Here is a 13,063-nt window from a genome sequence, read left to right as displayed (position 1 = left end):
TTAACTAACTTAACTGCTTGTAGTTAATTGGCTTACAATGACCTTTTCCAATTAGTAATTTAGTCACTTCAGGGCCCAAGTTCATAAGCGCATCTATTATACCTAAGTGAGAAACGAATGGTGGATAAAGTTGCTGATACTCGGGGTGACTAAACTGTTGATAATATACATCGATACCAGCTTTAGATAATGCACCACCTTTATTATATCTTTCTATATAATTTTTGGCCCCCAAAGGAGATAAATAAGTCTTTGCGGAAAAAAAATGACACAAATTCACCAAGCGTTCATCTTTTTTTCCAGATAAACCTTGGATATTTGAGGTTCTATCTACTGGGGTAGTAATGTCTAAAAGCTTCATAAACTGTCTGATTAAGCCAATATTAAAATCAGCAAGATTATTACTCCCTACGGAGTAATATCTAAGCAATACGTCATAGATCTCATCGAAGTATGGCGCACGCTGATAGTTCATTTTAATCGCTTTTAAATGCTTCTTTCTCCAAGGATGCCCTTGTTTAAACTCAGTGTCGCAAATCGTGCTCTCCATTCTTCCATTTGGAGTCGATACCACTTGGCTTAACATAAGCTCACCTTGTGCACTCTTAATTCGATTTCTTACATGCCAATCACTTTTTCCAAGTTTAACATCATCTAAAAATACAAATTGGTCTGAACTGTTGATCAAATCAAAATATCCCATCCATGGAATATAGGTTGGCTGCATTACGGACAAAATCACTTTAGCCCCCCTTCTTTTTTGAGCACCATTGTAAACTCATAGGGAAATCCACCTTCTTTGGTCACGTAATCATGTTTCAAAAGTACGAAAGGCGTAATATTCCTTTTTATATATTCAAATAAATTCAGAGGATCTACGTAAAATAATTCCTTATCATGATAATCCACGTAACATGATAGGGCATTAAATATAACGCCTTCTTTAGCTACTTTAAATGCCTTGCCAATTGTTTTTAACAAAAATTCTTCATTACAATTTAACTTGTTATTAAAAATACCACTCATTGTTACATAGTCATATCCAGACGGAACAGGATCGCTAATAATATTTAGTGTCATAAACTGACTTTTGATATCTTGCGAGAACTTATTATTATTATTAACGATAAACTCACTAACAAAATCACATCCAAGATATTTCCCAGAAAAGTTATGCTGTCTTAGATATGTTAAAAAATCGCCTAACCCACACCCTAAATCAACGATACTGCATTGTTCACCAATGAATTCTTGAAAAATTTTAAAACGTACGTTTTGCGCATGACGAGAAACATGTTGCACCGCAGCGGGAGCGTCACCATGTTTTATATAGAGTTGCTGATAATATTGCTTTAATTGCTCAGGTGTCATAGTCAAACTCATTAACTACATTAATCATGTTGTCTAATTGATTTTGCGTAATGCTTGGTTTAACAAACAAGTTAATAATACTCGCGCCAATCAAATCAGCGTTAGGTACATTGCTGTATGTAAACATTGCCCCTAAGCTTTGAAAGTGACAAGTGAATACCTGCTCATGTTGTTTTGCAAACGCCAGAAATTGTGACCTCAATTCCTGTGAGATTAATAGTGGATATCTCCAATAGTTGATAAAATAAGGCATTGATAGCTTTCTAAAAATAGGGTTTTTTATACTACCATGAATATATTGAACATTCCCCTTTCTTCGCTCAGTCACCTCGGACAACGTCGAAACTGACTTTGCTAACTCTACACGCATTTCATCGGATCCAGGCATACAGAAAAACGCGTTTTTTCTCAGAATATTGTTTGCTCTCTTTGCGATATATTCATCTTTAAGTAACAAAGCTCCTCCCATGCCATATGCAATTGGTTTATCATAGCCAAAGCTCACTACACTAGCATCTGCAAAACTGCCAATAGACCGACCTTTATATTCACCACCATAGGCTAAGCATGCGTCTTCGATCACCACAATATTCATCATTTGTGCAAAAGCCAAAATATTATTTATATCGCAAACTCGCCCATAGGCATGGACGGCTAAAATAGCGCCAGTATTTTCGGTAACAACAGCCTTAATATGCTCAAGATCACAGTTTAAAGTTTCTAAACTCACATCAGCCAATACGACCTCATAACCAGCCATTTGTAGTGAGTACATTACTATTGGGCAACAGCTAGCGGGTATTATTACTTGCCGCCCTACTGCTACATTGTATGCTTGCATAGCAAGTATAATCGCTGTACTTCCAGATCGAGTTAGTTGGCAGAACGGCATATCAAGGCTGTTTTGAAGTACTAATTTAAGCTGATTTTCAGATCTTTCCGATACCATGACAATGTAAACTCTGAAGGTTGTTCAAGTATTTCAACAGAAGCCACTGAAGGCTGGAATCTTAACCATTGAACTAAATTGGTTAAGTCAATAAATAGCCACTGAGAATAACGGTGTATGATAGGTAGAGAGGCTTCTATTTTAAGGTCACTGCCAGATTTAATTTGCTCTTCAAATTGTTTATCTAGTAGATCTCCAATTAATATCACGCCATTCGGTGCAGCCAAACTGAGCAGCTTTTTTAAAACCGCTTTCACATAGCTTTCATCAGGAAAGTAGTGAAATATGCTATAGCTCAGTATACGCTGGAAGGGTCCTGAAAATGGAATGCTATTAGCTTCCCCCTGTGCGAAATTTGCATTTGGCAAACGTTTCTTGGCTTCATTTACCATGTTCAAAGCAAAGTCTACTCCCCAAGTTTTTTTATCGTCTATTGTTAACAGCGATAATAAATATGCATTTCCACAGCCGACATCTAACAATGACTGACTACCTGTTAGCTCTAAGCTTTGATTTATACTTCTCGCTAGTAAGGCCCACGTCTCATCATTCATTACTCTTGCAACCTGTTGCTGAGCATTGCTAGCTTGAGCCTGATTGGACCAAGCCTGCATTTTCTGATCATTTTTTGACATCTAAAAATCTCACTATACATTCTACCAAATCTCTGGTTGACTCACTGTTGAAGCGCTCAATCATGCTTTGTCGCTGCGCTTGTAACACGCCGATACTGAAGAACCTCGACAAAGACTCTTTGAGAGATTTTAAATCACTGTACTGAGCAAGTCCTAGGTCGAAACATAGTTGATGTTGTTGTAGCAAAAGAGTATCCTGTCTTTGTAGTTCTGTTTGCGATAACGCAGCATTAGGCCTAACACAAAATCCTGATTCATACTTCACAGAGCCACCCCCACTGATCACCACATCATGACCACCGTAAAAGTGGGCTATATTATCCACAAATGAATAATATTGTAATTCATTGCTTTTAGGCTGATAAGCAGGCTTCTGGCTTGCTAGTACTGTCAGCCGGCACCCACTAAGCACACTATCCAACGCTTCAATAAGCTTGTCCATTACCAAAAACCGATCTGCTGCGCCAATAATCACTAATATTTTGCGTACAGTTTGCCCACTTGACGCCTTTTGAAGACTATTCAATCGAACTTCCCGTAAACTGGCTTGAAAAGGGAAGTATTTAACACCCAGAATGTGCTTTTCTGTTGACTCAATAAAGGTTTCTGCTGCAAAACGAAAATTAATAATGGCATCTACGCATGGATAACGGTAGTTATCGAAATCATCAATAACAATTAAATGAGAGCAGCACCGCTTCAGCTCCGTAAGACTTTTCTGAGTATGGGCGTAGCCGTCTACTACCAACGCAGTTTGAAAACTACCCGCCCCTAGCTCGATTTGATCTATTTGCTCTGTAACAAGACGGTTTTGGGCAAAAACGTTAAAATTTCCACTAAACCCCAACTGAAATGGAAAACCTTTCATGGCAATTGCTATTGTCAAGCAACGAGAAAAGTGCCCCAGCCCTACATCTTCATTACCATCGCATACAAATAAAACTCTCTTTATCATTCATCTACCAAACTGCTTTTCGATGGTTTGATAAGTATCACACAATATATCGTTTAGTAGCCATAACTTACCACTGAATCGACCTGAAATGGAAATATTGCTTACTAAATGATGTAATTGCTCAAACTGTGTTGATATGTGTTGATTAAACTCATGTGTTGGCACTGGAAAGGTGTTATGGATAGTCTGCCTGGTTGATGATACAACTTTTGAATCTGGCGCTATAAGCTGCATATCAATCAAGTCAGTAAATATTTTCTTCTCACAGAGCGTGTCTGCTTGCTCCATGTCACTGAGTACTTCGGCCGTGATCGAGTGACACCTCGCTGAGTTCAAGTTAGGATATAATGTGATACGAAAGACATCTGAACTTTCATCCCAGTTCCATAAATAATGAGATTGAGAATTTTTAAGAGGTTTATCTACCGTAAAATGAAATACATTTGCAGTTCTTAATTTAGGCCTAAACGAACTCACTTCTTGTGTTAAGAATCTCAATGCAAATACCGGTGGCGCACTCCAATAGACCCAATCACAAGAGATTTTTTCACCATTACTGATACTAATTTCAGTGATCTCAGATGCTCTCGTTGTCATGCCCGTTATATGAACATCACTGAGAACTTTCACTCCAATTGAGCAAACTTTTTCGATCAAGTATTCTACCCAAGCTTGACAACCTTTATATGATTTGGGATACATGTACGTTGTTTCAGCAATATCCTGCTCCTTCATCCACTGACTGTAAGCTTCGCGAGAATGAAAACCAAGTCGCGTATCATATTCTGAGATTTGTTTAAGCTTTCGCGTCATAGGTTCATCTAATGCCAACAATCGTGTAGCACCGAAGTAATTAATACTACTTTTGCTGGAGAGCGTTTTACAGTCAATTTGCGATCCATATAGCTTCCTAATAATAGGTTTCGCCAGCTGTGAAAAGAATACCTCTCCTATAGAGTTATTACAGTAGGCCTCAATATTGTCGCCTAAAGGATGTGATGTGTTTGCCAATAGTTGACCTAGTCCACGTTCATAGTCCTGTTGGTCTAATTTCCTAGCATCTATTGTCTGAGTCTCGAAATCCCATGTGCCTTTAAAATAGTTCCCTGTTTGCAAATTTGAAATTTGAAGCCAATGTTCATCCCATTGAGATTTAGGTCCAAACAGTATTTCATCAAGTTCAGCATGCCCCGTTAAATTCGGAATGTGTGTACCTTGATCATAATAATTACCTTCATCATCTTGCACAGAGCGCAACAAGCCACCACAGTGCTTAGCTTGTTCGACCAAAACAACTTCATGGCCACGCTGGCGCATTAAATAAGCGGCTAGTAATCCACAAACCCCTCCTCCAACTACAACGCAATTGCTCATGTTATGACTCCTCAATTTTCCCGTGAATAACATTTGGGTTAACACGATCGCCAAACTCAACCGCTTCCGCTAACACTTGTCCTATATACTTGGGTAAAAGCTTGGGGTGCGCACCAAAACCAGGACGGACAGAGCGTATATCTTCTTTAGTCAAAACATGACCTTTAGGCAATGAGCGGCAAAAATATAGCGACCGCCTTGCCAATATATTTTTCTTAGCGGACTCTGTTAACTTGTAAGTAACATGACCTAGAGCTTGTTCAACTTCGCGAATCTTTTCCACCATTTCAGCAAAATCATCACTATCTAAAGAGAAGAACGCATCCACAGATTCATCATCACTATCTTTAATAAAATGCTTTTCAATAATTTTTGCCCCAAGACTAACAGCAGTCATCGGAGCCACAACCCCTTCCGTATGGTCAGAAAGTCCAGCGATGCAATTAAAAGAACTTGCAATATCAGGTATTGTCTTTAAGTTACAGTCAGTTAATGGTGTAGGATACGCTGTAGTACATTTTAGAATCGCTATTTCGGTACAGCCATGCATTCTCAATGTGTCTACCGCAAGTTGAATATCGTCATACTCAGCAATTCCAGTGGATAAAATAACAGGCTTTCCTGTTTTAGCTATGCATTCTAGCAACCCAACATCTGTAATCTCAGGAGAAGCTACTTTATATGCAGGTACATTTAGAGATTCCAATAAATCCACCGCTGAACTGTCAAATGGGCTAGAGAATATATCTAGTCCTAGCTTCTTAGCCTCATCAAACAACTTCTTATGCCATTCCCAAGGTGTGTACGCTTCTTGATAAAGTGAATAAAGAGATTTATGAGATTCCCAAGCATTTCCTGCTGGAAGTAAAAAGTCTGGCTTATCACTTTTTAATGTGATGGTATCAGCTGTGTAGGTTTGCAGCTTGATAGCGTCCGCTCCAGCTTTATGTGCTGCATGGATTAACTCTATCGCTTTATCAATACAGCCACCGTGGTTTGCGGACATTTCTGCGATAACATAACATGGTGAGTTATCATCTATTCGCTTACCATTAATCGTCAGTGACTTAGTCATTTTTAACCTGCTCTTTTTTTAAAGATATTGCTAAACCTTCATTTCTAACTACATGATTGTTTATTTTGTATATATCTGGATATGTATCAAAAAAGGTCTTTATTTCTTGATAATTTATCATCGTACTTCTGTTCCCAAAGTGCTTGGCCATTCGGCTAACAACTTCCCAATCTTCAGGTGTATCTAGCGTAAACCGATACACACTATCATCTGACTTATTCTTAAGTTCTACTATGTTGCAGAATGTTGGATTATTAAAAAGATGGAGCGTGACATGTTCGCGCTCAGAAGGTAACTGGGCTTTTTTCGCCATCAGCGAAAGAACTGTAGCATCGATCACCTCGCAATCTACACCTTCAGAAAAAAGCTCACTCAAAAACGCATATTGAGCTCCTTGACTATCAAAATAGGCTATGAGCTGATCAATTACTTCAGGGCAAATAAACGGGGAGTCAGCAGTAATTCTCACTACTTTATTAGCTGCAAATATTTCGTTCGCTTGAGCAAATCGCCCTAGAACATCGTCCTCACTACCCCGGAAGAAATCAATGCCAAGGCTATCCAATATGTTACATAACTGATCATTTTCAGGGTTATCGGAGGTCAACACCACAATCTGATCGACTTTCTTTGCTTGCCGTAGCCGTATTATAAGGTGTTCAATAACGGTCAAATCATTTAAAGACTTTAAAATTTTCCCAGGTAAACGAGAAGATGCCATCCTAGCCTGCACAAATGCTATGGTTTTGCTCATATCAATTTAGCCTTTGAAAACCACTATGACAAACAGGGCCTTCCAACCATGCTTCAATATTATTATCGTTTTGTGCAACTTTTAACAAAAGAACAACTTCTTTAAATGCAGCTAAAAATTTTCGGCACAGCTCTTCGGTATGAGCGATAGAAACATAAATTACATTGCTCGCCAACACGCCTCGTTTCAACATTTCTTGTGTATAAAGAGTTTTTAAGGCAAGTGCCTGCTCTGTTGGAAACAACAATATGGGCACACTATCAACACCTATTAATTGAAGGTCAAAGTCTATATTTTTGCAAATTGACGTCATTTCTTCTTTGAGACCCGCTCCTATTTTTTGCAATTTTTCACAAACACCTTGCTCTTCAAAAATTTGTAGTGTCGATAATGCAGCTACAAAACCTACTCTTTCAGTCCAATAAGAGCTACTTATAAAAGATTCCTGTGCAGCATCCATCACGCTTTTTTTACCAACAACCGCCCCTATTGGATGCCCATTCCCCATAGCTTTCCCTAATACACATATATCAGGCTCAACATCAAACAATAAATGAGCACCTCCAGCATTAAGTCTGAAACCTGAAGATATTTCATCAAAAATAAGTACTATATTATGCTGCTTACAAAGCGATTTAACCTGTTTGATAAAGTCTATATTCGGCATACCATGGCGAAAAATTTCCATAATCACAACACCCAAATCATCACCGTGCTCTGCAATTATATTCTGAAATTCTTCTAAATCACCTTCTTTAAATGGCAAAGCCGTATCCTGTAGCTGAGCAGGAACACCACTTGGAGCTAACCCGGGCAGCAATTGTTCCTTCAACTTATCTGACGATGCGAGATTGGTTGCTAAATACCAATCGTGCCAACCATGATACCCACAAAACGCAACTTTATTTTTCTTAGAATATGAGCGTGCAATTCGTATTGCCAATGTACATGACTCCCCACCCGTCCTGGTGAAGCGTACACCTCCGGCCCACGGATGAAGTTCTATCAATTTTTCTGCAAGCATCACTTCTTCATAGCAATTTAAGCTTGTCATAGAGCCTGAATGAATTGCTTCGACAACCGATGCGGTCACTTGCGGGTGGGCGTACCCCAAAGAACAAGTTCCAATGCCCATGATAGAAAAATCTAAATAATGATTATCATCCAAATCCCATATCTCACATCCCTTCGCTTTCTTATAATAAGCAGGCCACTGCTTTGGCAAAAACATTTCTGCACGCTTGGATAACAACTGATTGCCACCAGGAATAATATCCTTAGCTTTTTCCCATAATTGAGCCCCAGAATTTTCTTTTTTTGACATATGCTCCTCCGGAAGGGGTTATCGTCGCTATATACTTTATCGACAAAACTTTTGAAATGTTTAGATAAAAGCAAGAAGAGTACCACAAGCGTCTTTATTTTTAAAAAGACCTCGTACACAATAAGGAAATATAAAAAACTGAGCGCATTACATGAATAATCAACCAGTAATTATATTGTTTACCGTTGACCCTGGAGGCTCGAACGCCATAGGCGTTATAGAAAACTCGCTTTCTCGGCAATTCCAAGTTTTTTGTTTTGCGAGGGAAGCAGCTTATAGCCACCTTAAAAAAAACAACCTAACTAACAACGCAATTCTCATTGCTGACTCTCACAGCCAGTATTCCCAAACATTCTTTCATAAATTGTTAGATGAATTAAAACCCATCGTAGTCATAACCGATACCACTGCTCGAGACTATTCAAATAGAAGCTTGTGGCAAGCATGCAAAACGTTGCAAATCCCTACGATCGCTATATTAGATCAGTGGGTCAATTACTCGCTTCGATTTTTAAGAAAACACCAAACCTATCAAGAGAAACACTCTTATCGCCTTGAGGAATATATATTTCCAAATGCAATTGTGACAATGGATAACTCTGCAAAATCACAGATGATAGATGAAGGAATACCCGGCGATATTATTCATGTTCTTGGCTCTCCTTACTATGCCAAGCTACAAACCCAGTCCAACTCGAAACACACTCTGCATACTAAGACACTCAATATTCTATTTGCGTCCGAACCCATAACTAAAACATATGGAGTCTTGCTTGGAAAAAAAATTTATGGTTATACAGAACGCTCTATCTTGAATGCCCTATGCGCCCAACTTGCAAGTGAAGAGAATATTAAACTAACGATTCGTGCTCATCCTAGAGAGTCAAAGCTACGGTATAATTACTTAATAAAACAATTTTCCAACGTTGCACTGTGTACCAAAAAAAATGTAACTGAAGCGATTTGCACATACGATGCAATAATCGGGATGTCTTCAACCATGCTAGTCGAAGGCGCCTTACTCCAAAAGCCCGTTGTGAGTATTCAGATCGGTAATCACGGCAATAGCACATATTACCTTGAAAAGATTGGGTTAGCTAAATCTATACGATATCAATACCAACTTCGTTCAGTATTTAAGCAGTTAATACTAAGTTCTCGTAACCCTTACACAACAAAACTTCCCGTACAAGAAGGCGCCATGCAAAAGCTACTTGAACTTATCAATCAAATGATTTCTAGGAAGTAAGTTTCCATGACATTAGTAACCCATCTTCACTCGTTATGGGTAATAGTGGAGATTTTTCTATTTCAAATCCGATTTTTCGATATGAAGATATCGCATTTTTATTTTTCTTACTAACACCTAAGAGCATAAGCTCACTGGAAAACTTCACTTTTGCAAATTTTGCAAATGCCTTTATTACCTCTGGAGCAACACCAATTCCTTGAAAGCGCGTTTCTCCTATTAAAATCCCCATTTCGATCATTTTGAAGTCATGATCCAAGAACTCAAATTTAACATTTCCAATATGAAAATCATCTTCTTTAGTAAATATTCCGAATAAATATGCTTTCTCATCTGCTTTTTTTGACTTTATATACTCAACAAGACCTGCAATTGTGTGTTTTTTATGTTGAATAAAATCTGCTGATGAAGAGTTCAACCAACTAAGGTACTGCGAAGTCGCATTTTCTTCGTCCAACAACTTTAGAAAAAACCTCTCTGTCTGAATCTCCAACGAACTAGTCACGGCATCTATCCCCCTAGTCTAAAAACTCAAACTCATGATCACTAGACTCATTCCAACGCTCCCTATACATATCTGGCGCGCTACTTAAGAAATCACACCAAACCTGCTTCACAGTTTCATAATATGGCATGATAGATATCTCATCACCAAAATTAAATAATAGGTTAATTATTACTGCATTGGCATACAATGCTTCACCTTCTAGAATCATATAATGGTGGCTGAACTGGGTATTTTTAAGTGAAATAAGGAAGTTTATTTGTTCAAGAACATTATCCAATGCTTGATCTCGCGTATCTGAAGGCTTGTTTAATATTTCAACCATTGTCGAACACAGCTTTTCAAATCCCTCAAAATCCAACCTGTTTTCTAAACTAAAGTCTGCCTCTGGAACATAAAACAACTCGTTTCTGATATAATCAGCCACTGTTTCTTTGTTAACTGCGCTGCTCTGAATAATTATATCGCTTGAAGGCAGAGAAGTTGTCCCCTCTATTTTCGAGCCGTTACTGCAATTAAAACAGCTAGCTCCTCTAGCTACATCTGTTAATAGTAAGCGTTCCATCTGCACTTTACCGGCATTTAGAAAGTGATCAGTAATAACAACACCACCAAAATTCCCTTCGACTCTTAATCGATCACCTATCTGCAACGGCTGATATACCGTTTTTCCGCTTCCATTATAATACATGCTAGACTTTGAGTGATGATGCTCCGGATCTACATAACCATTGTCTACACCGAACATATATATATTTTTAAATCCAAAAGATAGGGCATAACTTAGCGCCATGTTGCCAACTAATGGGTTGCAAAAAGGCAAAGTTCCGCTTGATGGAACGCCTGAGAATACCTCTGCGATTTGAAACAAACTGGTACCAGCTTCCCTTCCTTTAAGCCCCGCCCCACTCCAAGCGAACAGATCGGCAACCTCTTCGTGCATGACGTTTACGGTCAACAAAGATATTTGCTTCCTGTACTCTTCTGGTATGTATACTTTTAAAAAATCATAGGTAAGACGACAACGCTCTAGCGCCGCGTGAAAATCAGGAATAATATCATGCTTAAGTAAGGCTGTCGTAACAGAGTTACACGCTATAAGCAACACTTTATCTCGGTACTTTTTAATTGTCTCAATGTCATTATCCAAAGATGGTCCATTTGCAACAATAAAAACTGGAAAATCCTTAAACTTATTTTCACCATTAACTCTTCCAGGAAAAACTGGAAGCCGCTTTTCGACATTTTTGCATGTATGTGCGAGGCTCATAAATGCATCATCAATAAACCCCCACCCCATGAAGATCTGATGAAAATTATCTCTTAGCTTTAAAATCAACTTATTAATAGATACGGATGGATAGTGCTGAAAAAAGAAAGAATTAGAAATTGTAAATGGCCCAAGGTCTTGTGCCCGAGCATACAACTCCTTATAAGTTTCATCTTCTGAAACACCTATACTTATATAAAAATTAGTACCGGCTTTATCAACTTTATTTAAGAAACGAGCCCAGTCGAAAGTAAACAGGCTTGCAAAAAAGTAATCTTCTTCAGGTTCAAAAATGTTCAGATATGCTGATGGTACTTTCTCCAGAAGCTCCTCAAGGTGATAACCTAAGCCAACACCAAAAACAACCACACTTACCTGCTTTCCAGAAAGCTTAGTGTTATTTTCAAGTTCATTCTTCGCTAAGTTATATGCCTTACCGATTTTATTTAATAACTTAACATGAGTGTAATCATACTGATTTTTTAAATGCTCTAAATGCGAGTAATTTATTCTAGAAATATGGGGGTTGTCTAATGAATTTTTAACCTGCTCTTGTACCTGCTCGAGAGGGGTTTCATTATACATGGGGAACTTAGTTCCATAGTCAATGATATTCGCAGTGCCATTATCATTAAGAAAAAGTTTAAACTCGTCTTTTGGTTGAAATACAGAAAACTTATCGTACAGTTCAGGAAGGTACTTAGCCAAAGCAACTAAGTTTTTTTCGTAAGTTGCATTTGCCTCTTTAATAAACTGCTTTTCCATTTCAGCCATCTTTACAGATGAATGCAGTTTATTTTCCATATTGGTTAATTGTTGTTCTAAATCACGTTGGTCAGTCATAATATATCGGCTCGATACTCGAATAAAGTACTAAAAAGATTTGTATACGTTTATTGCTTTTTGAGAAGCAATAGAGTTGGACAACTCATCTCGAGTTTTTGCTTTTTTCTTATTTAGTGAGGTTAATAAGTCGGAGTACTTATTATTTATAAAATTTAGCACATCAAAATCATGGTCTTGAAGTTTAGAAAAGTTAATTGCTCTAATTGAACGATCAATAGACTCGGCAAATATCATTGCTTCAGCCAAATTCTCATCAAGTAACGCCATTTCTAGATTAATAACTAACTTTTCAACTTCAGTCAGCTTATCCTGCATTTGCATGTTCGCCATGGTGGCTTAATGTTTCCTGTCTAACATCAATTGGTATTGAATCCCATGCAGACTTGATTTCTTTAAGCAAGTTAGAGACTTCATCTATAATGGCTGTGTCATTGCTAACGCTAACATCTATCAGTCTATCTATCATATAAGTGTATAATGCGTATAAGTTTTCAGTTATCTCACCACCCACTTCAAAGTCTAAACATCCGCGCAGAGCAGATATGATGTCAGATGCTTTCGATAGGTGTTCACTCTTAGCTTCAAAATTTTTCTTTTCAATTGATACTTTAGCCAGCACCATCTTTTCGACGGCACCTGCCATTAGCATTTGAATGATTTCAAAACGGTCCGCTCCCGCCACGCGTGTTTTCAGCGCTTCTTTGCGGTAGTTTTTTACTTTAGCGTTATACATAACCCACCTTTCAAATTTATCTG

14 protein-coding genes are annotated in these 13,063 nt (G+C 38.1%); 1 reads left to right on the top strand and 13 read right to left on the bottom strand.

Annotated features, from left to right (window positions below):
• Positions 1 to 4 precede the first annotated feature (4 nt).
• From ACW689_RS01080 to ACW689_RS01040, 9 genes are read right to left on the bottom strand one after another with little or no spacing between them, the layout of a single operon-like run.
• Positions 5 to 742 (bottom strand): WbqC family protein, encoded by a 738-nt coding sequence (locus tag ACW689_RS01080; protein WP_476287715.1) that lies wholly within the window; start codon positions 740 to 742, stop codon positions 5 to 7.
• The gene (locus ACW689_RS01075) at positions 739 to 1,371 is read right to left on the bottom strand and encodes a class I SAM-dependent methyltransferase (RefSeq protein WP_476287713.1); all 633 of its coding nucleotides are present in this window, start codon (positions 1,369 to 1,371) and stop codon (positions 739 to 741) included. The genes ACW689_RS01080 and ACW689_RS01075 overlap by 4 nt, the downstream gene beginning before the upstream one ends.
• Positions 1,361 to 2,320 carry a DegT/DnrJ/EryC1/StrS family aminotransferase gene (locus tag ACW689_RS01070; protein ID WP_476287711.1) on the bottom strand — a complete coding sequence of 320 codons (960 nt, stop codon included), beginning with the start codon at positions 2,318 to 2,320 and terminating at the stop codon, positions 1,361 to 1,363. Before ACW689_RS01070 ends, ACW689_RS01075 begins: the two co-directional genes overlap by 11 nt.
• Positions 2,284 to 2,955 (bottom strand): class I SAM-dependent methyltransferase, encoded by a 672-nt coding sequence (locus ACW689_RS01065; RefSeq protein WP_476287709.1) that lies wholly within the window; start codon positions 2,953 to 2,955, stop codon positions 2,284 to 2,286. Before ACW689_RS01065 ends, ACW689_RS01070 begins: the two co-directional genes overlap by 37 nt.
• On the bottom strand, positions 2,942 to 3,910 hold the full coding sequence (locus tag ACW689_RS01060; RefSeq protein WP_476287707.1) for a hypothetical protein: 969 nt from the start codon (positions 3,908 to 3,910) through the stop codon (positions 2,942 to 2,944). Before ACW689_RS01060 ends, ACW689_RS01065 begins: the two co-directional genes overlap by 14 nt.
• Complete coding sequence (locus ACW689_RS01055) at positions 3,911 to 5,284, bottom strand: NAD(P)-binding protein (RefSeq protein WP_476287705.1); 1,374 nt, start codon at positions 5,282 to 5,284, stop codon at positions 3,911 to 3,913.
• 1 nt (position 5,285) lies between these two features.
• Entirely contained in the window at positions 5,286 to 6,359 is a 1,074-nt protein-coding gene (gene pseI, locus ACW689_RS01050) for a pseudaminic acid synthase (protein WP_476287703.1), read from the bottom strand.
• Positions 6,352 to 7,113, bottom strand: coding sequence for a cytidylyltransferase domain-containing protein (locus tag ACW689_RS01045; RefSeq protein WP_476287701.1), 762 nt, complete (start codon positions 7,111 to 7,113; stop codon positions 6,352 to 6,354). The genes pseI and ACW689_RS01045 overlap by 8 nt, the downstream gene beginning before the upstream one ends.
• 1 nt (position 7,114) lies before the next feature.
• Positions 7,115 to 8,437 (bottom strand): aminotransferase class III-fold pyridoxal phosphate-dependent enzyme, encoded by a 1,323-nt coding sequence (locus ACW689_RS01040; RefSeq protein ID WP_476287699.1) that lies wholly within the window; start codon positions 8,435 to 8,437, stop codon positions 7,115 to 7,117.
• Positions 8,438 to 8,588: 151 nt separating this feature from the next.
• Here ACW689_RS01040 and ACW689_RS01035 point away from each other — a divergent pair, with 151 nt between their 5' ends.
• The gene (locus ACW689_RS01035; protein WP_476287697.1) at positions 8,589 to 9,686 is read left to right on the top strand and encodes a hypothetical protein; all 1,098 of its coding nucleotides are present in this window, start codon (positions 8,589 to 8,591) and stop codon (positions 9,684 to 9,686) included.
• On the opposite strand, the gene ACW689_RS01030 is transcribed toward ACW689_RS01035, so the two are convergent.
• From ACW689_RS01030 to fliS, 4 genes are read right to left on the bottom strand one after another with little or no spacing between them, the layout of a single operon-like run.
• Positions 9,676 to 10,191 carry a GNAT family N-acetyltransferase gene (locus ACW689_RS01030; RefSeq protein WP_476287695.1) on the bottom strand — a complete coding sequence of 172 codons (516 nt, stop codon included), beginning with the start codon at positions 10,189 to 10,191 and terminating at the stop codon, positions 9,676 to 9,678. The two genes, ACW689_RS01035 and ACW689_RS01030, sit on opposite strands and share 11 nt — an antisense overlap.
• A gap of 13 nt (positions 10,192 to 10,204) precedes the next feature.
• On the bottom strand, positions 10,205 to 12,304 hold the full coding sequence (locus ACW689_RS01025; RefSeq protein WP_476287693.1) for a motility associated factor glycosyltransferase family protein: 2,100 nt from the start codon (positions 12,302 to 12,304) through the stop codon (positions 10,205 to 10,207).
• Between the two features lie 30 nt (positions 12,305 to 12,334).
• Positions 12,335 to 12,622 (bottom strand): hypothetical protein, encoded by a 288-nt coding sequence (locus ACW689_RS01020; RefSeq protein ID WP_476287691.1) that lies wholly within the window; start codon positions 12,620 to 12,622, stop codon positions 12,335 to 12,337.
• Positions 12,612 to 13,040 carry a flagellar export chaperone FliS gene (fliS, locus tag ACW689_RS01015; RefSeq protein ID WP_476287689.1) on the bottom strand — a complete coding sequence of 143 codons (429 nt, stop codon included), beginning with the start codon at positions 13,038 to 13,040 and terminating at the stop codon, positions 12,612 to 12,614. The genes ACW689_RS01020 and fliS overlap by 11 nt, the downstream gene beginning before the upstream one ends.
• Positions 13,041 to 13,063 lie beyond the last annotated feature (23 nt).

This window comes from Pseudoalteromonas sp. ABE4_541 (genome assembly GCF_056312285.1).
The sequence above is the reverse complement of the archived record's forward strand: the minus strand, read 5'-3'. Positions and strand labels throughout refer to the sequence as shown.